This window comes from Pseudogemmobacter faecipullorum (genome assembly GCF_020539525.1).
GTDB lineage: Bacteria > Pseudomonadota > Alphaproteobacteria > Rhodobacterales > Rhodobacteraceae > Pseudogemmobacter > Pseudogemmobacter faecipullorum.
Map to the genome: position 1 here is coordinate 1 of NZ_JACDXX010000019.1, position 24081 is coordinate 24081.

Below are 24081 nucleotides of genomic sequence, written 5' to 3' on the forward strand. Positions count from 1 at the left end.
CGGAGCGCCAGCAGCTCTTCCCGATCATGGGTCATAAGCCAGCCACCGCACAAGCAACCGTCCCGCTGGTGGCACATGAATAAAGCTGGTGACTGCTCCCACGTCTCACCGTCGTAAAGAGGCAGCTTGGCATACTCTTCCGCAGCCCAAATTCCAGGCTCAACGTCTTTTCGGTAAGGGCAAGAGCCGCAGGGAACCTTTGGCGGTTTGAGCATGGTGTTGCCTCCAATTTATTTTGCCCATTATGGGCTTTTTTTATTGTCACGTCAATTAGTCTGTTATATACCCTGTTGCATAGATCAAATCAGCCGGAGGAACTTGAATGTCGCGCCCTGAACTGAGCTACCGTGAACTCGCCACCATCCTTGCCGCTTTGCGCCTTTGGCAGCGCACTGACAACCGCGCTCACATCGAAGAGAGCGTGATCGCCACCGACTGCGAAACTATGCTGGCGCTGGACAACGATGAAATTGACGCGCTCTGCGAGCGCCTGAACGCTTGAAAGGACCGCAGCCATGACCGCGATCATTCGATATGAGCCAAAGGCCCGCAATCCTGCTTTCAGCTATCCGGTGATCCGCTGCTCGTGTGGCTGCGCTGTCCACTGCGAAGATGGCTGGGCAAATGCCTGCGACCGCTGCGGGACCGAGTTTAATGGGTCAGGCCAGCGGCTCGCGCCTCGTGCCTTCTGGGGCGAGGAAACAGGCGAGAGCTTCGCCTGATCCTGCCCAGAACCATTCAACGGGATGGACTATAGGAAAAGCCGTAGCCTCTGGTCTGCGGCTTTTCCATGTTCGAGGACTGGTAGCGCTCCACCGAGGCCAGAACCTTCTCTGCCTCGTTCTGATCCAAGCCATAGGCTCGATCTAGCAGACGGGTTATGTCTGCCCTGTCGCCAGCCTGCTGCGGCACAAACAGAGCTTTGCCCGCTGCCGTGTAGATTTCAGGGTCACGGCCAGAGGCAATGTCCCGCTGCTGCATAGGCTCATAATCAGCGTCCGCAAGTCCTGTGTGGATCGCCATAAAGGCTGCTGCCTTATAGTCAGTGTCCAGCGCCATCGAGCTGACATTGCGGGTGACATGCTGGACCATCCCCTTGCCGGTCAGGATCGGCAATGACACGTCTTCGCCATCCGCTGTCCTGCTCTGCTCAACATAGGTCTCCGGCTTTACCATCCCCCTTTCCAACTCACGGAAATGGACAGACAGGCCATCGCCCTTTTCGCCGTCGCGCTGAATCAGGTAGGCGTGAAAGTATCCTTCCTTCTCGGCATCCCCAGTGTCATTAAATCCCCACGGGATCGGCTCATTCCTGTTTCGGAAACTGCGCTCATAGCTCGTCACCGCATCATCCAACGTCATATAGCGACTGGTATGGCTGGATTTGGCGACTTCATCCAACATGCCGTGCGGCACGAAAACCGTCACCTCTCTGTTATATCCTGCGCCATCGTTTTGAAGAGCATAGCTCGTTACCGGATCAAGATAGGCTTTGCGCATAGCCTCATAGCCCAGCAATTCGTCAGCCAGCGCCATCGCCTTTTCAGCATCTGTTCTGATCGTTTGATAGGCCACAAGCTCCGCACCGATCTGCTGAATCAGCGCCTGCCTGGTTTCGTAGAACTCGTCCACGAAATCGGCGGGCAGCTCTGGGAAGCGCTGCTGAAAGTCCTCCTTGCTGTCCCCCATGATCTGCCCAAGCCCATCCAGATATTTCTTGGCTTCCATGCGGTTATCAGCATCCTCGGGCCTATAAAGCTCGTAGGTCGGATAACTGTAGGGGGTGGTGCTGTCAGAAATCACATGCTCTGGGATTTCCGCCATGAAGCGCTGCGTATTCCTGTAGATGTAGTCATACTCAAGCGAGTGGCGACCCGTGTAAGGGTTATCTATCGCTTCCTCCAGGCTGGCAAAAGAGAAGCTGGAGACTGTCAGCTCGTTCTCTCTTGTCCTGGAATCCACCGTTTTCACCCCAGGGTGAAAGCGATCCCCGATCTGCATGACAATCTGGGTCTCTTCGTCAAGGAAAGCGTAACCCATTTGCTTTGTCTCGGGACTGGACCAGACCAGCTTGCGCTCATTCTCGCTGTCGAGGTGCTTATACTTCGCCAACTCGGGTTCAACCCGCTCGATGATTTGAACTGTCTGCGCCACAAGATCCCGAACGAACACGTCGGGCAGCTCTGGGAAGCGCTCGCGCAGGTTCTTTTCGGGGTCATCGCCCATCAGCTCTTTCATTTTGCTCATGTAATGGGCCGCAATCATGCGGTTTTCGGCCCTCTCAGGGGAATTGAGCTTCGGAGGTTCGTTTATCTCTGGGATGCCTCTGTAGATCACAGAGGGAGGCACTGCATCGAAACCGCCCGTCATTTCCGCAATGTAGGCATGTTCAAACTCATTACCGCCCAGATAGAACTTTTGCCGCGCATCCTCTAAATTGCTGAACGAGAATGCGGACCAGTGAAGGCTCTCTGCTGATGTTCGCACATCGCTGCTGATAAAGCCTGGATGATACCTCTCACCCACTTTGACAACGACGGCTAGGCGCTCTTCCTCCGGCCTCGGTCTCTCCCAGCGTCCTTCCCAGACAATAGGGGGTTGGGACGCGGCCTCCTGCGCCATGCGCAGGCTTTCTTCAGCATAGTATCTCTCAAGCTCCGCCTCTTCGTCATAATCGACAGGCGGCTCTTGAGATGCGATCTGATGACCGGCTTCGGGAAGACGTGCCATAGCTCCTACCCCCTATTCATGCGTCGGCTGTTAGAGCGATGCCGAACTGTTCCATGCAGACCACAGCCAGATGCTCAAACGGCAGCTCAAGATCGTCGGCCACCTGACGCAGCAGGCTCTTCGGGGCGCGAGCCATGATCTGTCTCAGTTGAGCAAAGCTCTCGTCAGGGAAGTTGCGACCTAGCAGGCAGGCCAGCAGGATATGCAGCTCGATCTGCCCCTGATTGACCGAGACCCGCGCCAGTTTGCGCAGGCTCTCGGGAGGCGACTTCAGGATTTGGGCTTCTGCGTCAAGCATGGGTGGTCTCCACAAATGAGTGCGATGACCATAGCGTAAACAATCAAATTGTTATTTACTACAAATAACCGATCACGGGTTTTAGAAACCGACAACGGGCCGAATATGAACACCGCTACCGGACCTTCAAAAAAGCATGTTTCCTTGCCGATCTGGCGTCGGGCGATCCTTGCCGCATTTCGGACCCGAGCGATCTGGACCGAACAGGCCGCTAGACTGTGCGAAGGACCGTGCATCGTCATCTGCAACCACGGCTCGATGCTGGATGGCCCACTTTTGGCCTTATCCTCCCCGATCCCCATGACCTATGCCGTCACACCGGCCTATGCCATCCAGAACCCTTGGACGCGGCGCGGATTGGCCGCTCTGAGCCGCATGGGCTTGGGTAGGGTCATTCCCCTATCCCAAACACATTCCCTCGCCCTGCGGGGCCTCTGTGCGGCGCTACAGCGTGGGGAGAGTGTGATGATCTTCCCGACGGGTCAGATAGCCCCTGGCCCCGAGCTGGCTGGGTATCAGTGGCTGCACAGGAAAACGGGTGCGCCTGTCTACCGCGTCCAGATTTCAGGAGCCGATCGCTCCCGACTATTTGCGGACGGCGGCACGAGGCTTTGGCCTGAGATTACCGTCACCATCTGACAAAAAAAGCCGGAGCAGTCACGCTCCGGCAGTCATCACCACAGGAAGAAAATTTACTGGGCCTGATCTGCCACCAGATCGTTGATCTTGTTCGGCATGAAGCCTGCCCAGTGGTCATCATCGGCAATCACCACAGGAGCCTGCCGGTATCCGAGTGCCTGAACCTTCGCCATCGCCTCTTCGTCTTGGGTCAGGTCCACGGTGTCATATTGGATCTTCTTCGCATCCAGCGCCCTTTTCGTCGCCACGCACTGCACACAATCCGGTTTCGTGTAGAGAGTTACCGCCATCGTCTTTTCCTCAGATCATACGACCGATTTGAGGCCCTTTAGGACCGTTGCTGTCACACGCCGATCTGCTGGCCGGAGCAGAGATTCACCCGTCGCAGGGTTACGGACCATGCGCTCGCCGCGCTCGCGGCAGGCCACTTTCACGATCCCAGGCAAGGTGACGCTGCCACCATTACCGATTTCGTCATGCACAACTTCCGTCAGCGCATTGAGGATTTTCGAGACCGTGTTTTTGTCCACCTCTGCCGTCTCTGCGAGCTGCACGATCAGTTGGGTCTTGCTCAGTCCGGTTGCCATCAGTTTTCACCCTGAAAGTTGCTGTTTGGTCAGGAATAAGCGTAAATTTGCATTTTATTCTTTACAACCTTTTTAGTCGCTACCCTCGCTCAAAGAAGCCATGATGCGGCCGATTTTCTCCCCATCGCAGCGTGTCTTTGCCAAAGCGGGCGTTTACAGCATCCACCAGCTCCGAGACCTTTTCCCCCGTGGTCTTCTCCGCAGGCCGAAGCGGGGCGAAGAGATCACCGGCGCGATCGGCCAGCAAACTCACATCCCCGAGCTGCACAGAAACCGAAATCGCCTGCCTGGGCCTGTGCCGCCGCCAAATAGCCTCCCAAAGCTGCCGGTGCAGCTTGAGGAAGTAAGCAGTGTCCTGCGATGCCTCGCACCGAAGACGCAGACTAGCCCCGCCCTCGGGCAGAAAACTCACCGATAGCGAAAATGATTTTGCGACACGTCCATCCCTGCGCAGGCGGGATGCTGACTTTTCGACCAGCCAGCGCCCTACCAGATAAGCCTGGCTGATTGGCCTGCTGTCGGGCGCCAGAACCTTACTGTTGCCGTAGCCATGCCTTTCCGTCGTCACGAGGGGAATATCCGCTCCCTGTAAGGCACGAACAAACCGCTCCCCTTCTATCGACCCCCAGATCAGCCGTGCGTGGCGGGGATCGAGCCGGTAAAGCGCTTCAATGTCCCAGACGCGGGCCTTGTAGAGCTTGGCCTTCACACCTTTGCTGATCCCAGGCAGATCATCGAGTTTAAGGTGAGAAAGCCGCTGGGGCATGTTGCGTGGACTCAGCCACTGACAGCCATCTGGCTTTTCCAATTTTCCGGCGATCTTTGCCAGCAAGGAATTTGGCCCAATTCCAGCAGATAGACGGATGGATTGGCCGATTTCAGTTGCGATCCTCTGCTTCATTGCCTTCACCAGAGCCACCGCACCATCCAGCTCCGACGCGGCCCCGCCGAGCCGAAGCTGAAACTCGTCAACACTGCGGATGCGCTCAAGCTCTGCCATCTGGTCGAGGATCGCAGCGATGCGCAGGTTGTATTGGACATAGAGCCGGTGACGACTGGGCAGGAAAACGATCTCGGGACAGAGCCTCTTGGCATCGCGCACAAGCGTTCCCGTTTTCACGCCAAAGGCTTTCGCCTCATAGCTCGCAGCAACGCAGGCCCCATTGGTCCCGTCAACTGCCGTGATGGCGACGGGTCTGCCGCGAAGGGCTGGGTTCTCGTGCTGCTCCACCGAGGCAAAAAACGAGTCCATATCGAGGTAAAGTGTCCGAAATTCTCCCATAGCAGTCTGGCCGTTTCACTGGTATTTGTTCGCTAATTGTTCTTTTCGTTTATGAGGTGTGCAGATGGATCGCAAGTCGCAACTGGCAAACGTGGCCTTCGGCGGTGACTGGGCTGAACAGATCATCCCCCGCGAGACTGCCCAAGGCGCAATCGAGACCCTTGAACGCGCCGTGCGAGGTTGCAGGTATGAGGACTATAGGACTGACGCAGTGCGCGATGCGCTGGAAGTCGTGAGAGTGAAGCCTAAAGGGGATCTTCTAGCTTCGCGCTTCTGGAAAGCCCTCTCAAACCAAAACCCCGCCCTGCGCGAGCAAGAGGCGAGGGATGCTTTGCGTCTTATTAGGTCGGCTATCGGTGTAGCTGTTAAAGCTCAATAGCTTTTTGCGGCCTCGGTAGGGGTCATTATTAGGGGCATTCCGAGCGCTGCGAGCTGATCCCGATATTTCTGAAAGTCTTTGGTGTTACTGGTAACGAAAACATCACGCTTTGCATGAATGTGAGAATATGCAGAGATCACATCGCACCAGACATTGCGCCACTTCGACAGGGCCTCTGACTGTATGGCATCATCAGTCAGCTTTTGCCCTTCCGGCAGGTGATCTATTGGCTTGATTGCGACATTTGGAGCCATGATAGCCCAGAGAGCCGACTTTAGCCGGTCAAACTCTTCGGCATCTGAAACCCAAAATGCGTTTCCGAAGTAACTCAACCCTACGATTGCAGGCATTGGCACAAGGGGCAGGTCATCCAGCCCCAGTGCTTTGACCCTTTCAAAGAATAATTTGGCATTGCCTGGAAAGAGTTTTGATTTCGTATTCTCAGAAGCCGAAGCGGCGAGCAAAGCCACTTCTATCTCCTGCCTTCTGTGAGCATCTACCAGACTCTGAACGCTTGCCGCCTGCGGTCTTTGCTCTTCAAGTTCGATCACACAGTTCCAGTCTAGTGTGTAAGTTTTCAAGATGCCCCCAGCATGTTTCCACCACCCTAAAAGCGATAAAGCACTGCCTTTTGTCTGTCGAACAATCTCTCCGCTACTATACCGGCAGGCAAGATTTTTTCAGGCCAGTCTTCTTCCTTGAACCAGTCATACTCGCTCACATCTATCAGTTGTTCTCTTGGCAGTATAATCGGGACCGGCCTGAAACCAAAAGCGCGAGCGGCGGGAAGTCTATGTGATCCTTCTAGGGCCAGATACCGGCTTCCAATGCCGACCACCTTAATAACCGGCCCACCCAGTTCTTCCATTTTCGCCATGATCTCGACCAGCTTATCAAGATCAGGTTCACGGATAGAATAAATCTCCATACACCCCCACCTTTTACAAAATTACTCGTTGGCGTCTTTGCCACCCTTCGGAAACTTGGTGCGATAATCTTCCGAGATCGCTGAGTAGCGTTGATATATGACCTTTGCTCGTTTCAGCTCACCACCCGAGACCAGCCCACGTTCAATAAGGCGATCAATCGCCACCATCCGAGATCGGATAAACTTGATACCAACAGGAAGCTCAGGAAGATCGCTCACCGACACCCAAGGTCCGAACCGGACATTGTTGATTTTCTCCGCAGCCCTAAGTCCCCAGTTCTCTTCACCAACGACAGGTGCAAGCTCTTCGGCTTTGTCTTTCACGCCTTTGAGCCAGAGCATCTGCTTGACCAACACAGATTCAGCGCGATCAAAGTAAAGGTTCAGCAGCAGCCTGGACGCAGGTGAAACCTTATCCTCGCCGCTCTCTTCGGCCTTCACCCAGCGGCTCAATGTGCGCCGGTCTACGCCCAACAGGATCGCGGCTTCGTCGCGGTCCCAGCCAAATGTTTCCATGAACATTTTGAGTGGCGGCTCTGGCCGCACAGGGGTCGTGGGGAAGGGGTCTTTAAGGAGCATAGCGGTCCCAGCCAATGTGAAATCTGCCTGCGTTTATCACAGCGCTCTGTCTATCACACTGTCTTTTTTTGCCCATCCTGTCCATAATTTTCGGCTATCTCAGTTACTCTTTCGGCGGATGATGGGACTTCTTTAACAAATGGCGCAGGTGCTGGCCTGAAATTGCGCTCGATCGCTCCCTTCAACAGTGTCTCGATCTCGGTCTGCGATGCAGATGCTTGGATCTCCACCAGCTCGATACCGGCTTGGCGCAACGCCTCTTTCTTTAGAACGTCGCGCTTGGGTGCGGACTGTCCGACGTAGTGAACCGTCCCGGGATTGTCGGAGACCTAAAACTCTGAGACAATACCCTTATGAAAAGCAAACAATACCCAACAGAAGTTAAGAAAAGAGCCGTCGAATTACTGATTGAATCACAAAAAGATTATCCCTCATTATGGGCGGCTATCCAAGCCATCGCCCCCAAATTTGGCTGCACACCCGAAACCCTACGCTCATGGCATCAAAAGCACCTAGCTAAGCAAAATCCTGTGACCGTTAGCACTGAAAGCCAAGCGGCTCGTATCGCTGAGCTTGAGCGAGAAATCAGAGAACTCAAACAAGCGAACGAAATTATTCGAAAGGCAGCCGCTTTTTTCGCCCAGGCGGAGCTCGGCCGCCCACACAAGTGATGGTCAAATTCATTGATGATGAAAAAGAAAAATATGGGGTCGAGCCGATTTGTAGAATACTGCCAATTGCCCCATCTAGCTACTATCGCGTCAAAGCTGAACAGGAAAACCCAGAGAAGCAAAGTCGACGCAAACAAAGCGACAAACACCTCATGGCACAAATCAAACAGATTTGGCAAGACAGTGGCTGTCGTTACGGCATTCGTAAAGTCTGGCACAAGCTTAAGCAAGATGGCATGCCAAAGCTTGGTCGCTGTACCGTTGAACGCCTTATGAAACAGCTAGGTATTCAAGGCGTATGGCGAGGCAAAGGCAAAATCACCACCAAACAGCGACCAGGACAACAAAGTCCCGATGATTTGGTCAAACGCAACTTTACTGCAGATAGCCCAAACAAGCTGTGGGTGGCTGACTTTACCTATATCAAGACCAAAACAGGCTGGGTCTATACCGCCTTTGTCATCGACGTATTCAAGCGAGTTATTGTGGGTTGGAAAGTATCGAATCATATGGACACTCAGCTAGTTCTAGATGCCCTAAATCAAGCATTAGACGCTAGAGGCAGACCAAGCGGAGTAATTCATCATTCTGATAAAGGTAGTCAGTATCTATCGATTAAGTACGGTGAACGGCTTAAACAATCGGGGCTTGCCGCATCAGTCGGCACGACAGGTGACTCTTATGATAATGCCCTAGCTGAAAGTGTGAATGGGCTATATAAAGCGGAGGTGATTGATTATTTGAAACAGGAATGGGATGGCGTAAATGATGTTGCGCTAGCAACCCTTGATTGGGTACACTGGTACAACCATGAACGATTGCATTCTACCAATGGATATGTATCGCCTGTTGATGCGGAAAATATCTACTATTGTTCATTAATTCCGTCAGGCTATGCTGCCTGACTCAAGCAAACCTGTCTCCGATAAAACCAGGACGGTTCACTGGGATTTTTATGCCCTTTTGGGTTTTTGAATGGAGGAAAATCACATGAAAATTATTAATATTGGAGTTTTAGCTCATGTTGATGCAGGAAAAACTACCTTAACAGAAAGCTTATTATATAACAGTGGAGCGATTACAGAATTAGGAAGCGTGGACAAAGGTACAACGAGGACGGATAATACGCTTTTAGAACGTCAGAGAGGAATTACAATTCAGACAGGAATAACCTCTTTTCAGTGGGAAAATACGAAGGTGAACATCATAGACACGCCAGGACATATGGATTTCTTAGCAGAAGTATATCGTTCATTATCAGTTTTAGATGGGGCAATTCTACTGATTTCTGCAAAAGATGGCGTACAAGCACAAACTCGTATATTATTTCATGCACTTAGGAAAATGGGGATTCCCACAATCTTTTTTATCAATAAGATTGACCAAAATGGAATTGATTTATCAACGGTTTATCAGGATATTAAAGAGAAACTTTCTGCCGAAATTGTAATCAAACATAAGGTAGAACTGTATCCTAATATGTGTGTGACGAACTTTACCGAATCTGAACAATGGGATACGGTAATAGAGGGAAACGATGACCTTTTAGAGAAATATATGTCCGGTAAATCATTAGAAGCATTGGAGCTCGAACAAGAGGAAAGCATAAGATTTCATAATTGTTCCCTGTTCCCTGTTTATCACGGAAGTGCAAAAAACAATATAGGGATTGATAACCTTATAGAAGTGATTACGAATAAATTTTATTCATCAACACATCGAGGTCCGTCTGAACTTTGCGGAAATGTTTTCAAAATTGAATATACAAAAAAAAGACAACGTCTTGCATATATACGCCTTTATAGTGGAGTACTACATTTACGAGATTCGGTTAGAGTATCAGAAAAAGAAAAAATAAAAGTTACAGAAATGTATACTTCAATAAATGGTGAATTATGTAAGATTGATAGAGCTTATTCTGGAGAAATTGTTATTTTGCAAAATGAGTTTTTGAAGTTAAATAGTGTTCTTGGAGATACAAAACTATTGCCACAGAGAAAAAAGATTGAAAATCCGCACCCTCTACTACAAACAACTGTTGAACCGAGTAAACCTGAACAGAGAGAAATGTTGCTTGATGCCCTTTTGGAAATCTCAGATAGTGATCCGCTTCTACGATATTACGTGGATTCTACGACACATGAAATTATACTTTCTTTCTTAGGGAAAGTACAAATGGAAGTGATTAGTGCACTGTTGCAAGAAAAGTATCATGTGGAGATAGAACTAAAAGAGCCTACAGTCATTTATATGGAGAGACCGTTAAAAAATGCAGAATATACCATTCACATCGAAGTGCCGCCAAATCCTTTCTGGGCTTCCATTGGTTTATCTGTATCACCGCTTCCGTTGGGAAGTGGAATGCAGTATGAGAGCTCGGTTTCTCTTGGATACTTAAATCAATCATTTCAAAATGCAGTTATGGAAGGGATACGCTATGGTTGCGAACAAGGATTATATGGTTGGAATGTGACGGATTGTAAAATCTGTTTTAAGTATGGCTTATACTATAGCCCTGTTAGTACCCCAGCAGATTTTCGGATGCTTGCTCCTATTGTATTGGAACAAGTCTTAAAAAAAGCTGGAACAGAATTGTTAGAGCCATATCTTAGTTTTAAAATTTATGCGCCACAGGAATATCTTTCACGAGCATACAACGATGCTCCTAAATATTGTGCGAACATCGTAGACACTCAATTGAAAAATAATGAGGTCATTCTTAGTGGAGAAATCCCTGCTCGGTGTATTCAAGAATATCGTAGTGATTTAACTTTCTTTACAAATGGACGTAGTGTTTGTTTAACAGAGTTAAAAGGGTACCATGTTACTACCGGTGAACCTGTTTGCCAGCCCCGTCGTCCAAATAGTCGGATAGATAAAGTACGATATATGTTCAATAAAATAACTTAGTGTATTTTATGTTGTTATATAAATATGGTTTCTTGTTAAATAAGATGAAATATTTTTTAATAAAGATTTGAACCGTCCCGGGATTGTCGGAGACCTAAAACTCTGAGACAATACCCTTATGAAAAGCAAACAATACCCAACAGAAGTTAAGAAAAGAGCCGTCGAATTACTGATTGAATCACAAAAAGATTATCCCTCATTATGGGCGGCTATCCAAGCCATCGCCCCCAAATTTGGCTGCACACCCGAAACCCTACGCTCATGGCATCAAAAGCACCTAGCTAAGCAAAATCCTGTGACCGTTAGCACTGAAAGCCAAGCGGCTCGTATCGCTGAGCTTGAGCGAGAAATCAGAGAACTCAAACAAGCGAACGAAATTATTCGAAAGGCAGCCGCTTTTTTCGCCCAGGCGGAGCTCGGCCGCCCACACAAGTGATGGTCAAATTCATTGATGATGAAAAAGAAAAATATGGGGTCGAGCCGATTTGTAGAATACTGCCAATTGCCCCATCTAGCTACTATCGCGTCAAAGCTGAACAGGAAAACCCAGAGAAGCAAAGTCGACGCAAACAAAGCGACAAACACCTCATGGCACAAATCAAACAGATTTGGCCCAGCTTTCCCTTGGTGCTTGGCAGCTCAAGGAGCGCGGCATCGAGGTTGCCGCCGTCCGTGTCTGGCACGAGGTCAAGGACCTTGCCGCCGAGGTCAGGCAGGTGGTGCAGGAGCTGACCGGACAGGTCCGCGATTGGCTGGACCGTGCGGCAGAGCACGTCATGGATCGTCTGGGATCAGGGCAGTCCGAGCTGGCGCTTGCCGGAGGGCGTGACGGCCGGGACCAAGAACCTGACTTTGCCGCACGGTTGAAGGCATCATGGGAAGCCTATCAGGGCCGAGAGAAGGTTCAGGAAGCCGCCACGTCGGAGCAAGAACGGGAAGCCCCGCAGGATTTTGCAGCACGTCTGCGCGAAGCAGCGGAGGGCGTTGATCGTGATGCTCTAGCGGATCGCGCCGCCGCGTTGCGCGAGGGCCGTGAGGCCGAGGAACGGCACACCGCACAGGAGGCGGCGCGAGAACAGGAACGGGTGAAAGAGCTAGAGCGCCAGCAAGAGATTGAGCGGGAAGCGCATCGCGACCGAGGGCATGGGATCGACCGATAAGAATAGCTTCAACAAACGGTCCATTTTGGGAGGTGTCTGAAGACGATGGTTCGTCGTGTATTATGACCGTTTCGGGTCATGGATTTAAGACCGTAACCCGAAAACATTTTAGCACGTAATCACGCTGTTCAGCACTGATCATCAAGTCAGAGAGTGCATCGGCCTGAGTAAGGTCTAGTTCTTCGATCTCGGAATGAGCTAAATTTGTGCAGACAAGCGACGCATTCCTTATCGAGGCCCCGTTTAAGTTTGATCCAACGAACTTGACGGAGGTAAGATTACATTTGTTGAAATTGGCACCACGAACATCACAAAATTCGAAAGTGCTACCCTCTAGGTCCTGTCCCGTAAAGTTGGCTTCAAGAAAACGCGTCCGATAGCACGATATACCGCCGATGATATGGCGGGCATTGGTGCTTCGGTGAACTTCTAGATCGACTTCAGTCTCTGAAAGGTTGCAGTCTTTCAGCAGCAGCATGAAGCCTCGGCATTTGATAAATCTATTTTTCGAAAGATCGCATTCTGAAAGAAAGGCATCCGAGAAATCACACGCCTTCCAAACACAATACTCATCATCGCCCCCTTCGTTGAACTGGCAGGAAAGGAGCGTTGTGTCTCGGAACGAGCAATCCGTGAAATGGCAGTTTCGGAACTTTGACATGCCAACTTTACCGCCGTCGAACATGCAATCTACGAATGAACATTCCGTAAAATCTGTTTCAAAAATTGAAAATCCGTCAAGGCCGTCTGCGCGAAACCGCTCGCCCGTAACCTGACGCCGTGTGGCGGCCTCCTCCAAGGTCATCGTTGCCATGCTAAAGAACTTTCAGGCCGAGCTGGCCCAGAAGGTCAGCTGCTTGGCGTTTTGAAATTAGCGCCCCCTTGTAAAATTGGGCATTGGTAAGCTTGATGCCACCTAAATCAGCATTGCGTAGATCGGCACCCTCAAACCTGCATTCTGGAAGGTGGGCATCACGAAGGGAGCAATCCTCAAAAACAGTGTCCCTAAAATCGCAGCCTCTTAAGTCGGCCTCGCTGAAATCAACTTCCTTTAGGGTCATTTTACGAAAAGAAAGCCTCGGCAGAACAGCAAGGACCAGCAGCACGCTTTCGATGGAAAGCCCCAATGTCTTCGCCTCGGTAAAGTCGGAACCAGTCATTTTGCAGTTGGTAATTTTAGTATGGGTGAGGGTGGCGCCCCTGAAATTCGTGTTGCTGAAGTCTCCGCCTTCTATAACTGCCTCCTGCAGGTCGGAGCCAGTAAAGCTTGCCCCTGCGGCTCGACAGGCAGTGAAGCTGGTTTCATCAATCCTTGCACCGTTAAAAGAAGTGCGAGCCAGTCTGCAACGCGCAAAATGCCACCCTGAAAGATCAATTTCTGATAGGTTCATCTCGCTCAGGTCGCAGTCTTCGAGTAGTGCTATGTCGCCTGACTTGCTGATCCCTTCGAGATCGGCACGGCGGAGGGTTTGGGCAGTCAGTGTAATTTTTTTGTTCATTTTCACTACCTCGCAAAAGAGCACCACATAGACAAGATTTTTGCAGGGCGACTACCGGCTCAACGGCAAGATTGTTCATTCGGGATTACCCGGCAGACGCTCTACCGGCACGTGTCGCCCAAGGGCGAACTGCGGCCAGACGGCGTAAAGCTGCTCTCCCTCGGTTCAGCCGCATAAATGGAGGCGACCTGGAACGGGGCGCTGTTCAGTGCGGCAACGATCCGATTACCGGTGTCGACCCAGAGCAGCCGTAGAGCTTTTGGGAAAGCTGTCGTTCAACACCTGAATTAAGCCGACCCGCGAAGCGGGTTCGGCTTGAATGAATTGTTAGACATCACTGGCATGGCACCAAGCAATTTAGTGGCTTCATGTTTCACGAAGTGAACGAACGCCGCCAACTGATCCGCGCGTGAGGCCAAGCAATCTTCTCCTTGTCCAAGATAAGCCTGCCGGGCTTCAAGCAGTACGGGCTTATGTTGATCTGGCAGACGCTCAATTGCCCAGTTGGCAACGATATCCTTCGGTGCGATCTTGCCGGTTGCTGCGCTGTACCAAATGCGAGACAAGGTAAGCACTACATTCCGCTCATCTCCTTCCCAATCCGGCTGCGAATTCCATAGTTTCAGAGTGTCGCTCAATGCCTTGAATAGATCGCCTTCCGGAACTGGGTTAAAGAAATCCTCTGCGGCCGAACCTGCCAATGCAAGGCTATGCTGCCTTACTTTAGTTAGCAGAATAGCCAGATCAACATCGGTTGTGGCGGGCTCGAAGATGCCCGCAAGAATGTCCTTACGCTGCCACTCCCCGAATTGCAGTTCCCGTCTGGCCGGATAACGCCAAGGGACAACATCACCATGCACGACGATGGTAACTTCCAAGGCGCGGAGAGCCTCACTTTGGCCAGGGGAGGCAGAAATTTCCAAGAGATCTACGACCAGGGCTTGTCGGACAGTCTCATCGAGCTGTGCAGCCACAGTAACCAGCAAATCAATATCACTGTATGGCTTCAGGCCACCGTCCAGTGCAGAGCCGTACAAATGCACGGCCAGCAACGTTGATTCCAGATGACGCTCGATGGCGTTGAGAGCCAGTGATAGCTGTACCGAAATCTCGGCGGGTACTGCGTTACTCATGATGTCTACCTGCATTCCCCAAGTGGCGTGTCGTTTGAGGTGAAGGTCGCCTGTATTCGAGCGCTAGACAAGGATTTTCTGCCACAAGCGGCACCTGCGGTCGCGCAGACTGCTGGATCTGGACGGATCAGACCGCGAAGCCGCTGTTTCCTTGCCCAGGGGCGGCGTTTTTCAGCGCAGCGGACAGATCTGTCCAGCCGCTTTCGTTCAGTTTGAGCGTGGATCGCGATTATGCGCATAGCGGTGGCGCTCGCAATCGGCGGATAGCGGCGAGGATGGCGCGTACCATCGTGCCGGTGACAGCGACCTCGGCCAGCTGGAAGGTGATGGTGCGGGCGTGACGGACCACACGTGCCCCGATCTTGATCAGCTTCAGTTGCAGGCTGGTCAACGACCAGTCGGCCATGGCCTCGGGCAGCTCGATGCAGCGCAAGAAGGTGGCCAGGTTGTACGCCAGGGCGTGCAGTTGCAGCCGCACCTCATTGTCGCGGAACTTCCGGCACGACAGCCGCGTCCAGCGAAAGGCGTATTTGCCCTCTTTGATGTGCTGCTCGGCGGTGCCGCGCTGGTTGTAGAACCGCACCACCCAGTCCGGCTCCATCGGCAGGTTGGTGACGATGAAGCCGACACGCGGGAACAGTTCGCCCGGATGCCATTCGATCTTGGCGATCACCCGGCGTTCCTTGTCCCAGGACGCCGCCTGATACTCGAATTCCTCGAAGAACCGCTTGACCTTGGTCAGTGACGGCCGCCCGACAGGGCGCGTTAGCCGATGCGCGATCTTGTCCTTGAGGACCGCGTTTGCGGGCAGCCGGATGGCGTAGAAGAACCGCGCTTCTTCCAATCGCTCATAGATCGCCGGGATCGCGTAGGCAGCATCGGCCCGGAAGAACCTGCCACCAAGGTCGCGCTCCGCGTAGCGCGCAATGACGGGGTCGAGAACATCACGCCAGCCATCGGCGCTGTGGACGTTGCCATGGCGCAGGGCGCAGCGTTCCAGCATCCCGAACTGGTTGAACAGAAAGTTGGGGTGATAGCAGCTACAGTCGAAATGGCCATTCCAGGCGGACCCTTCCTGGTCGCCATGGGTCGGGCTGACCGAGCTGTCCATGTCCAGAACGATGTACTTCAGCCCGTTACGGTCATGGAACCGGTCGATCCATTGCCCGTTCAGGTCGGCCAGCGCGGCACGGTTCCCGGCCAGAGCCAGCGTCTCGGTCTCGAACCGTCCCATCTGCGATGCCGAGGCCGCTTGTGCATCGACCGCTCTGCCGCCGACAACTTGGCGCATGACCGGATCGCAGGCGAGACGGTTGGCGTCGTTGACATCCTCGTATCCGGCCAGCCGCCCAAAGACTGATTGCCGGAACAGGCCGTCGAGCCGATGGACCGTGTTCTTGCCAGAGCGAGTATCGCGCAGCGCCGCTGACGCCAAATCGGAAAACCCGAGCGCGTCATCAAGCTCGCGCATCACCAGAAGGCCGCCGTCGGAACTGAGCTGCGTGCCGCGAAATTCCAGCCGCACGCGAGGGTCGAAATCCACCCGATCTGCCCGTTGCAAGCCCGCACCCTCTGGGTGATCCATGAGACGCGCCCCTCGCAGCCTTCAACACCATGTTTTATATAGGAAATATAATGGTCAGGACAGCGAAATCAGCGCCTTACTTGGGAAATGTGGGATATTCTGTGGCTCAAAAAATATGGTCGAGTCACTACCATCGCACTTATTCACTACCAAAAGTGTTGTTCTTCCCTGACTATCCTTTCCGCTCGGACCTTCTGGAATGGTCACTCTGCCGTCATTAGCTTTCGATGTGTAAATACTGTCACGCGGCGATCCGTCTCTGTTCTTTGAAAATTGCACATATAACTGAGCGCTTTCAAATATCCTCTCAGACATTCTCTGATCTCCTCAAGTTTACCATAACGAAAAGGCCGTCCAATTTCTCGGACGGCCTATCTGCCAGTATCTCTGCCCTATCAGACCAGTTTTGCGGTATGCTCTGCGTCATACTCGGAAACCGTCATCACCCACTTTCGGGTTGTTCTCGGCTCGCCCGTTTGCCGATCTGTGTATTCTTCGACCTCGTTTGTCATGCTGCCCCACAGCTCGATCATGTCGCCTGCCTTCGGCGGGGTCTGCGCCATCGGGTTAGCCACATCGGGCCGATAAATCCGCACATCCATCGTCAATTCCTGACTGCGGTTGTCACCGTGGTTGTCGGTGTAGTTGCGGATGATGCGGATGGCCGAAAGGATCGCCTTGTTGCCACTGTTATCTTTGCGATCGGAGATATGCGGATCGCGGATGAAGCGCCCGCGAGCGTAAGTCAGAAGGGGGGAAGTCGGTGAGTTCATGCCGGAGTCCTTTGCTGCACGAGCCATATTCAGATCCTCAAAAAGACTGCGGCCCATGCCGCCTGGGCAAAATACTGCCCTCGACAGCGTAACAAGACAAGTTGTTTTTTACACTATTTTTGACGGATAGCTCCGCATCGAGCCGCTTCCAGGGGAAAGCTCCGCAGGCTCACGGCAGGGTATGCGGTCTACCTTTTCAGCCAGTAACCGCGTGGCGGCTGGCGAATTTCGTGCTTGGCGCAGTATTTTCGCACTGCGGCTTCGCTTACCCCGCAGATCGCGCCGATTACCGTCTTAGGATGCTCCAACAGGAGCCTGCGCATCAGCAAAGGGGTCATATCTGCCCAGTCGATCGAATTGGGCGTGAATGTCCCGTGGCGCATTTCACTGACCTTATCAGCTCTGTTCTGCTCCATGCGAACCATAGCCTCTCGCACAGCTTTCAGCACCTCTCTCTCTCGCTCGCTGATCCGTTTGCTCTGGACTTCTGCTTCGCGCTGATGCAGCTCTTCGGCGGCGCAGATCGCATCAACCTCCAACAGCTCAACCGAATTGAGCGCGGCGTGGCTTCTGGGCGCAGCCCCATAGTGATGCAGCACGAGATCAGTGCCGCTCGGCTCTGATCTGAACGGAAATCTGTTCCAGAGGGAAATCAGAAGATCGGCCAGATGATACTCACCGGCTTCGGGCTTCGCGCAGTGGCGCAGGACTGCTTGTTCGATCAGCTCGTGACCGGATTTTCCGAGAGGCCAACGGGCCAACCGCCAGAACCTGTTATCAGAGTGAGTAACCTGTTGTGTCGCAAGATCACGGAAATGAACCAGGACAGGACGCGATATTCCCATATCCTGTGATTGGTCTGAAACTGTGCGCAGATGGCACAAGACAGCCCTCAGCATCAGAGTGACCAAGTGCTTCTCTGCAACCTCATGGGAATAACCAGTCCCGATAACATCGAGGTATTCATCCTCGAAAGTTACCGCTGCCTCTTCGCTGCTGCCATGCGCAGACAGGCTCCGGCTATCTCGGCTGCGCATATCGCGCCGCATGAAGACTTCTTCCTCGATGCGGCATTTGCGCTCAAATCGCAGAGCATCAGTTCTTACCAGCATGGGGCGCGTTGTGGGGCCAAACAGGCTCGCCACACTGGCAGGGTTTAAGAGAGTGCTAAGGCAGTTCTGCCAGTCTTCGCGGCCTTTCAGAATCTGTGTGAAACGCTCCGTAGACATGGCTCCCCCCCAATCAGTTTGATCTGCGCCAGCTCGCGGGACGCTCAAACTGGCTTGCCCAGATTCCCTGCTGCTCGCGCTCGGCCTGTTTTTCGAGGCCCACATAGTCCCGAGAATACTGCGTATAGGCGACAGCCCAGCCATTGCGCACCATCCACGCCCCAAGATCCACGCCTCCCAGGCGACAGACGGCCACGATGCGCTTGTAGCGGTCTATGTCGCGCTGCTCGCAGGCGACCGTAGAGCGGCCTATCAGGTCAGAGAGGGCCAGTGCTGCGGTGCGCCCGCAGCGCCAGTCCTGACCGCCCATAACGCATGTCTGGCGACCCTCGGGGGCATCAATGCCGAAGAGGCGAATGCGCTGGCCGTGCATTTCCAGCGTGTCTCCGTCGAGAACAGAGACCACGCCGGTCAGGGTCTGGGCAGACGCCGGAGCCGCAGCACCGGCAAGGGCAAGCAACACGGAGAGCAGAAAGGCGCGAGAAACCATAGATCATCCCTTGTATTTGCTGGGCCACAACTCGGCCACGTTCACCCCAAGAGCCTCTGCAATGGCGGTGTGAACATCAACCGACCCTTTGGCGACGAGGTTGCGCCAGACAGTCGATCGGTTCTTGCCGGTCTTCTCGGCCAGAGAGTTCACAGAGACGCCTGCAAGCCGCAGCCGCTCTTTGATGACCTCTGGGGCCACATCGCCCTTGCTCGGCGCAGCACGGCTCGCCTTTGCCGCCGCAGCCTGTTTGTCCGAGACGCGCTGCGCCTTGGTAAACTGGTGCTGGCCCGCTTCCTTCTCAGCGCGGAATTGAGCCTCTTCGTCCAACGCCGCTTGAAGGATGCGCTTGCGCTCGATCTCTGCCTTATCTGCGTCCTTCTCTTCGAGATAGTAGCGCACATACGACAGGGCCGTTTTCATGTTGCCTTCGCTATGCCCCAGAATTTGAGCATAATAGGCATCCTTATGGATGTTGGAGGGTGCGTGATGCTTGAAGCAGATTTCGGCATACAGCGCCCGCAGAGATTTCAACGAAAAGTCGGTGTCGATCGGCCAAGCCTTACCAATCTCGGACTCACGCAAAATGGTGTTGAAGCGGGGGTTGTGATAGGAATTTACATAGTCGAAATCAGCTTCGGCAATGCTCTGCCCAAGGTCTGACTTCCTGAATTTCTCGATGGCCTCAACCACATCTTTAGCGGGTGCGAGAGTAGGAATACCGAAAAGCTCTTCAAATTTTGTCCCTTCGGCTCCGCGAGTTTTAGTCTGCCCTTTGAAGTCGATCAGCCACTTTTGAACGATGGCTCCATTCTGGACTTTTACAGCGTGAACAGAAAACTCACCCACTTTCAGCACTTCGATAAAGCGCCGACCAGTCAGCAGCATTAGTGCGATGGCGCGTTTCTCTTCACTGCTTCCTTTCAGCCACTTCTGGGCAATCGCAACGATCTCGCGGTAGTTGCCAACCAGAATGAGGCTATTGGCGTTTTCAAACTGCTTGCGCTCATAAGCAGCGTTGATTTTCTCCAAAACGCCTGGGTCGTTTTTGACGATGCTTCTGACACGATCAAGCACCTGAACACGACGGCCTTCATCCTGCTCATGTGCCGTGATTGCGTCAGTCAGTGCCTTGCGAAACTTAGAGACATAGAGCTTCTTGGTGCTGTCGGTCTTGTCGGAGAACCCTTCCTTCATCCTGTTCCAAGCATTCTCGATCTGCTCATTGCAGCGCGGCTTGAATGCAGGGATGACACGCGGGATCACATCGGCAACGAATGCCTCGATCTCGGCAGTCAGATCAAAGGTGCGGCTGCGCACACGCGGGCGCGGTGCGTCGTCTTCATGTCCTGTCTCGATCATGTCGTTGGTCATTGCAACACTCCGCGCTACAAAATCGCTATGCAACAAGTTATATAATGGAAAAGGCGCAGCGGTCAAACTCTTTTTTGCCCATTACGCCCTTATTTTTTACCACTCAAATCCATGTTGCATGGATGTTGCATCTATTTATTCGTGTCGATCCACTTGGACAGAGCCACACGATCTTTCCTTGCATAATCAGGGATTTCCAACCCCTTTCGCGCCGCAATGCTCTCAGCAAATCCGATAGATTTTGAGCTGGGCGCTCCATCTGTATAGGTCTTGGCCGCGCCATTTGCGGCAGGACCAGCGGATTTATTCTTCTCGATCCACTCCGACACCTTGCGACTGTCCTTCTCGATCCCGTCAGGCAGTTTCAGCCCTTTCTCTGCCGCAATCTTATTGGCGAAGTTCATCTGTGCCGCAGAGGCAGGCCGTGGGCCGGAGCTGGCCGCGCCAGCACCAGCTCCACTGCCGCCTTTGTTCTGCTCGATCCACTCGGAGACCTTGCGGCTGTCCTTTTCGATCCCATCAGGCAGGGCGAGCCCTTTTTCCGCTGCGATCTTGGTAGCGAAGTTCATCTGGGCAGCAGAGGCAGGCCGTGGGCCGGTCTCACCCTCCCCACGGGGTTTCAGTTCGCCCAGATAAGCGCGGCACTTGTCGAAGTCAGTCAGCACACCGGAGGGCGGTGACTTCTTGCCTTCCCGCTTCGCCTTTGACTTCGCGGCCATGACCATTGCCGGTGTTGGCTTGCCCCCGCCCTTCTTGACGGTCAGCCCTTGCAGGATCACACCGTCTTGCTGGGCGCGGATCAGTCCGTCGATCGCATCCTGTGCCAACTGGCAAATCTTGTTGACCGTCTCTGCGGCCTTGGCCTCGCCCGACTTGATCGAGTTGAGCATGTGTTCCAGCTCTGCTGTCATGCCCACATCGAGTAGTTTTGGGGCGTATTTCAGCAGGGTATTATAGAGCGCCATACCGCCCTCGGTGACAGTCACCACCGATCCCTTGCCCAGACTGATGAAGCCGCGATCCTTCATGTTCACGACAACATCCTTGCGCGTGGCTTCGGTCCCGATCCCTTCTGTCTCTTTGAGGATGGCGCGGAGCTGGGGGTCTTCCACCTGACGCCATGCCTCGATCATTTCGATCAGGATGCTCGCATCGGTGAGGCGCGGCGGTGGCTTTGTCGTCAGCTTTTGAAGGCCCGTGCCAGTAGACTGCACTGGATCTTGGTCATTGAAGGGGGGCAGTGCGCCTGCATCATCTTCTGCCGCCTCTTCATCGCCTGCGGCTTCTTTCGCAGCACGGCCCATCGCCTCGTGCCAGCCTGGGCTGACCTCAACCGTGCCACTGGTGCTGAAATCTTTTCCGCCCAGCACGATCGACAGCTTGGTAGCGTCATAGACCCTGTTGGGACTGACTGCGGCCAGATAGCGGCGGGCGATCAGCTCGAACAGGGTTTGCTCGTCGCTGTTCATCCTTTGCCAGATCGCGGGCCAGTCCTTGATGGTGTTGACGTTAGGCACGATCGCAGAGTGCGCCGCGCCTTTGAGGTCTTTATCCGAAAAAGCACCCTTCTCACGCCGGATCACAGGCCCTGCCTGGGCGTAGCTCACGGGCGCCATAAACGGCAGGCCGAGAATGCCTTTGAACATCGCTGGCGCATTCTCAATCTCAGCCTCCGGCAGACTGACTTCCATCGAGCGCGGGTAGGTGGCGACTTTATGGGTCTCATAAAGCGCCTGCATCACATCAGTCGTCTTTTCCACCGGCCATTTGAACCGTCGGCTGGCTTCGACCTGTAGCTTGGAAAGCGAGAACAGCACTGGGGGCTTTTGCTGCTTTCCCCGATCCTTCCTGACCGTGATCGGACCCTTATAGTCCTTTGCGAGATCGGCAATTTTCTGGGCTTCGGCAGCATCGAACATCCGGCCTTTTTCGCCTGGATTATGGGTCAGCTTGGTTTGGCCGGCTGCGCCCTGAACCTGCACCCACGGATGGAAGTAATCGCGTGGGACGTGATTGCGGATCGCCAGCTCACGGCGACAGACAATCCCAAATGCAGGGGTCAGAACGCGGCCAATCGAAACCACCATCCGCACCCCTTTAGGGGTCAGAGCCTCACTGGCCGAGCGGGTCAGAGAAAGGTTGTAGATGTGGTCGGCATTGGAGCGGGCCTTGTAGCTCTGGTAGAGCAGCCGCAGGTTTTCTGCGGGCTGCGCCTTCGCAAATGCCTCTTCGATCGACTTCTTGTCTTCGCCCAGTGGCAGAACGCGCAGAAGTCGCCCATCCCAATTTATGTCACGCTTGAGCTGCTGGATAATATCGCCACCAATCCCCTCACCCTCGCGGTCAGGGTCTGTGGCGATGTAGATAGTATCCGCCTTCTTGGCCCGCTCTCTGATCTCTCTGTAGCGCTTCTCCGCATCCGCATCCCGAAAGATGGAAGGGTAGAACTCGTCTCCCTCGCGCAGCAGCCCGATCGACCACTCTTTCCAGCGCTCAGGCCGCAGCTTGTCAGGCGGCATCAGCTCGAAAAGATGGCCTCGCGCCGACAGGATTTCGCCATATCGGTTTCCGATGTTTGTGCGATAGGTCTGTGCTTGGCTGGGCTTCTCAGCAATGACGATCGAGGCCATTTACAGCTCTCCTTTGCTCAGGGAGCGGGGGCAGGCTCCAAGCCTGCCAAAGCTCCATCAACGACGCCTTGCACAGCCTCCACGATCAAAGCTGGATCGCGGTTGGTGGCTTGCACAAGGGCATTAAACTCTTCGATCTGGACAGCGAGCATCGAGCGCCCGTCCAGTCTTATGTCTGAAATTCGGTATTGGCCTGCCGTGTCCTGGGCCACGACCAGCTCCGCGCCAAAACGGCCCTGAATGCCTGGGCCGGTCACGACAACAGGCACAAGCGCCTGCCCATTTCTCGTCTGCGCATTCCCATTACCATTGAGATCGAGGGCATACCCCCCCGACGCCGATAGAATTTCGGCCGCGAATTTGAAGATCAAAGCGCGGGACAGAGCTGCAAGCTGCTCTTCGGAAAACAGGGTCTGATGGCTGGCAACGATGCGGGTCACGATCTCAGCCCCTGCCATGTTCTCTCGCACTGCCTGCGCCACGAGATCGAGGCGGCGCATCGGTGGGTCTTGCGGGCTGATGCTGCGCAGAGCTGCGCTGAAATCCCCCACGACCCCGCCCTGCCCCTGTGCGTGAGCTGCACCGGCCAGAGCGATCAGTAATGCCAGAGCTGCGCCCCGTATCATGACGGCGATCCGAGGGCTGCACAGAGCTGCGGGACACCCGCATCTACCCCCAGAGTGTTTGCGACGATCCGCACCACGTCCACGATGTAGAAGCAAGCCAAGCCACCGAGCAGATAGACCACACCGCTCCTGACCCCGTTGGGGTTGAAGCCCTTGGCCTTGTCATCAAAGTTCAGAAAGGCATTGAAGACGCCGATGATCCCAACAGCCATGAACAGCAGGTTCACCACCCGCACAAAGCGGTCGCAGTAGCCTGTCTCTACCGCTCCGTTGATATAGGCCAGCACCGCAGCTTCCGTTGAGGCCCCACCCCCAAGCGCCGCATCCGCAGCCCGCCAAAGCACCACTGCCGGAATGGTCATCAGGCCCCCGATGATGCAGCGCACCATCAAAGACAGGGGCCGGTTGTCGCGTGAAGGACGCCGGAAGTCCTCTTGCAGCACCATGTAGAGGTTCGACATGCTCGAAAAAATCACGAGCATCCCGACAAAGGCCATCAGCGCCATAATGAGCTGAATGAAGGACGGCAGCGCCGCATCACCGAGCCTCAGAAGGATTGAATCAAGGTTCATCGCTCAG

At 53.7% G+C, this 24081-nt stretch carries 28 protein-coding genes, 1 pseudogene and 2 other annotated features; of the genes and pseudogenes, 8 read left to right on the top strand and 21 right to left on the bottom strand.

All coding sequences use genetic code 11. The annotated features are described in order from the left end of the window. The coding region (locus H0485_RS21890; protein ID WP_226937130.1) for a DUF6283 family protein at positions 1-215 on the bottom strand (215 nt) is incomplete at its 3' end. A gap of 107 nt (positions 216-322) precedes the next feature. Here H0485_RS21890 and H0485_RS16960 point away from each other — a divergent pair. After that, positions 323-502 carry a hypothetical protein gene (locus tag H0485_RS16960; RefSeq protein ID WP_226937131.1) on the top strand — a complete coding sequence of 60 codons (180 nt, stop codon included), beginning with the start codon at positions 323-325 and terminating at the stop codon, positions 500-502. Positions 503-515: 13 nt separating this feature from the next. After that, a complete protein-coding gene (locus H0485_RS16965) occupies positions 516-722 on the top strand; it encodes a hypothetical protein (RefSeq protein WP_226937132.1) in 207 nt (68 codons plus the stop codon). Positions 723-738: 16 nt separating this feature from the next. Here H0485_RS16965 and H0485_RS16970 read toward each other — a convergent pair whose 3' ends face one another. Next, a complete protein-coding gene (locus H0485_RS16970; RefSeq protein ID WP_226937133.1) occupies positions 739-2730 on the bottom strand; it encodes a hypothetical protein in 1992 nt (663 codons plus the stop codon). Positions 2731-2746: 16 nt separating this feature from the next. Further along, complete coding sequence (locus H0485_RS16975; protein ID WP_226937134.1) at positions 2747-3028, bottom strand: hypothetical protein; 282 nt, start codon at positions 3026-3028, stop codon at positions 2747-2749. Positions 3029-3133: 105 nt separating this feature from the next. Here H0485_RS16975 and H0485_RS21895 point away from each other — a divergent pair, with 105 nt between their 5' ends. Next, the gene (locus H0485_RS21895) at positions 3134-3667 is read left to right on the top strand and encodes a 1-acyl-sn-glycerol-3-phosphate acyltransferase (RefSeq protein ID WP_226937135.1); all 534 of its coding nucleotides are present in this window, start codon (positions 3134-3136) and stop codon (positions 3665-3667) included. 53 nt (positions 3668-3720) lie between these two features. On the opposite strand, the gene nrdH is transcribed toward H0485_RS21895, so the two are convergent. The 7 genes from nrdH to H0485_RS17015 form a co-directional block, all read right to left on the bottom strand. After that, a complete protein-coding gene (gene nrdH / locus H0485_RS16985) occupies positions 3721-3957 on the bottom strand; it encodes a glutaredoxin-like protein NrdH (RefSeq protein ID WP_226937136.1) in 237 nt (78 codons plus the stop codon). 15 nt (positions 3958-3972) lie between these two features. Next, positions 3973-4254 (bottom strand): HU family DNA-binding protein, encoded by a 282-nt coding sequence (locus H0485_RS16990; protein ID WP_226937137.1) that lies wholly within the window; start codon positions 4252-4254, stop codon positions 3973-3975. Positions 4255-4333: 79 nt separating this feature from the next. Further along, entirely contained in the window at positions 4334-5536 is a 1203-nt protein-coding gene (locus H0485_RS16995; protein ID WP_226937138.1) for a DNA polymerase Y family protein, read from the bottom strand. 372 nt (positions 5537-5908) lie between these two features. Next, on the bottom strand, positions 5909-6466 hold the full coding sequence (locus tag H0485_RS17000) for a hypothetical protein (protein WP_226937139.1): 558 nt from the start codon (positions 6464-6466) through the stop codon (positions 5909-5911). Between the two features lie 56 nt (positions 6467-6522). After that, positions 6523-6843 carry a hypothetical protein gene (locus H0485_RS17005; protein ID WP_226937140.1) on the bottom strand — a complete coding sequence of 107 codons (321 nt, stop codon included), beginning with the start codon at positions 6841-6843 and terminating at the stop codon, positions 6523-6525. A gap of 21 nt (positions 6844-6864) precedes the next feature. Further along, positions 6865-7365, bottom strand: a complete 501-nt coding sequence (locus tag H0485_RS17010) for a helix-turn-helix domain-containing protein (protein WP_226937141.1) — start codon at positions 7363-7365, stop codon at positions 6865-6867. A 110-nt stretch (positions 7366-7475) separates the two neighbouring features. Further along, positions 7476-7676, bottom strand: coding sequence for a hypothetical protein (locus H0485_RS17015; RefSeq protein WP_226937142.1), 201 nt, complete (start codon positions 7674-7676; stop codon positions 7476-7478). Positions 7677-7775: 99 nt separating this feature from the next. On the opposite strand from H0485_RS17015, the gene H0485_RS17020 reads away from it, so the two are divergent. The 5 genes and pseudogenes from H0485_RS17020 to H0485_RS17040 all read left to right on the top strand — a co-directional run bounded on the left by H0485_RS17020 (position 7776) and on the right by H0485_RS17040 (position 12163). Then, positions 7776-8998, top strand: a protein-coding gene (locus H0485_RS17020) for an IS3 family transposase (protein ID WP_226937143.1) whose coding sequence is annotated in 2 segments (ribosomal slippage) — positions 7776-8052 and positions 8052-8998 — 1224 coding nt in all. Because the reading frame shifts where the segments join, the coding sequence is not laid out codon by codon here. Then, positions 8051-8167: a sequence feature (AL1L pseudoknot), on the top strand. (Overlaps the previous gene by 117 nt.) Further along, positions 8988-9068 (top strand): hypothetical protein, encoded by an 81-nt coding sequence (locus H0485_RS21900; protein WP_226937201.1) that lies wholly within the window; start codon positions 8988-8990, stop codon positions 9066-9068. The genes H0485_RS17020 and H0485_RS21900 overlap by 11 nt, the downstream gene beginning before the upstream one ends. 15 nt (positions 9069-9083) lie before the next feature. After that, on the top strand, positions 9084-11003 hold the full coding sequence (gene tet(M) / locus H0485_RS17030) for a tetracycline resistance ribosomal protection protein Tet(M) (protein ID WP_226937144.1): 1920 nt from the start codon (positions 9084-9086) through the stop codon (positions 11001-11003). A gap of 118 nt (positions 11004-11121) precedes the next feature. Next, a pseudogene (locus H0485_RS17035) lies at positions 11122-11615 on the top strand (transposase); the annotation flags it as partial. Then, positions 11397-11513: a sequence feature (AL1L pseudoknot), on the top strand. (Overlaps the previous pseudogene by 117 nt.) Next, a complete protein-coding gene (locus tag H0485_RS17040) occupies positions 11612-12163 on the top strand; it encodes a hypothetical protein (RefSeq protein ID WP_226937202.1) in 552 nt (183 codons plus the stop codon). The pseudogene H0485_RS17035 and the gene H0485_RS17040, both read left to right, overlap by 4 nt. 76 nt (positions 12164-12239) lie before the next feature. Here H0485_RS17040 and H0485_RS17045 read toward each other — a convergent pair whose 3' ends face one another. The 11 genes from H0485_RS17045 to H0485_RS17095 all read right to left on the bottom strand — a co-directional run bounded on the left by H0485_RS17045 (position 12240) and on the right by H0485_RS17095 (position 24074). Continuing rightward, positions 12240-12977: a pentapeptide repeat-containing protein gene (locus H0485_RS17045; RefSeq protein WP_226937145.1), complete on the bottom strand. Its 738-nt coding sequence runs from the start codon at positions 12975-12977 to the stop codon at positions 12240-12242. 1 nt (position 12978) lies between these two features. Beyond that, the gene (locus tag H0485_RS17050; RefSeq protein WP_226937146.1) at positions 12979-13662 is read right to left on the bottom strand and encodes a pentapeptide repeat-containing protein; all 684 of its coding nucleotides are present in this window, start codon (positions 13660-13662) and stop codon (positions 12979-12981) included. A 287-nt stretch (positions 13663-13949) separates the two neighbouring features. After that, complete coding sequence (locus H0485_RS17055) at positions 13950-14795, bottom strand: ANT(3'')-Ia family aminoglycoside nucleotidyltransferase AadA11 (protein ID WP_048608579.1); 846 nt, start codon at positions 14793-14795, stop codon at positions 13950-13952. 229 nt (positions 14796-15024) lie between these two features. Further along, entirely contained in the window at positions 15025-16380 is a 1356-nt protein-coding gene (locus tag H0485_RS17060) for an IS1380-like element IS1247 family transposase (protein WP_226937147.1), read from the bottom strand. A gap of 395 nt (positions 16381-16775) precedes the next feature. Beyond that, positions 16776-17180 (bottom strand): hypothetical protein, encoded by a 405-nt coding sequence (locus H0485_RS17065; protein ID WP_226937148.1) that lies wholly within the window; start codon positions 17178-17180, stop codon positions 16776-16778. Between the two features lie 161 nt (positions 17181-17341). Then, positions 17342-18382: a hypothetical protein gene (locus H0485_RS17070; protein ID WP_226937149.1), complete on the bottom strand. Its 1041-nt coding sequence runs from the start codon at positions 18380-18382 to the stop codon at positions 17342-17344. A gap of 13 nt (positions 18383-18395) precedes the next feature. Beyond that, positions 18396-18872, bottom strand: a complete 477-nt coding sequence (locus H0485_RS17075) for a thermonuclease family protein (protein WP_226937150.1) — start codon at positions 18870-18872, stop codon at positions 18396-18398. A gap of 3 nt (positions 18873-18875) precedes the next feature. Further along, entirely contained in the window at positions 18876-20246 is a 1371-nt protein-coding gene (locus H0485_RS17080) for a protelomerase family protein (RefSeq protein ID WP_226937151.1), read from the bottom strand. A 131-nt stretch (positions 20247-20377) separates the two neighbouring features. Continuing rightward, positions 20378-22876 (bottom strand): DNA topoisomerase, encoded by a 2499-nt coding sequence (locus H0485_RS17085; protein ID WP_226937152.1) that lies wholly within the window; start codon positions 22874-22876, stop codon positions 20378-20380. A gap of 17 nt (positions 22877-22893) precedes the next feature. Next, a complete protein-coding gene (locus tag H0485_RS17090) occupies positions 22894-23502 on the bottom strand; it encodes an ABC transporter substrate-binding protein (protein ID WP_226937153.1) in 609 nt (202 codons plus the stop codon). Next, on the bottom strand, positions 23499-24074 hold the full coding sequence (locus H0485_RS17095; protein WP_226937154.1) for a hypothetical protein: 576 nt from the start codon (positions 24072-24074) through the stop codon (positions 23499-23501). Before H0485_RS17095 ends, H0485_RS17090 begins: the two co-directional genes overlap by 4 nt. Positions 24075-24081 lie beyond the last annotated feature (7 nt).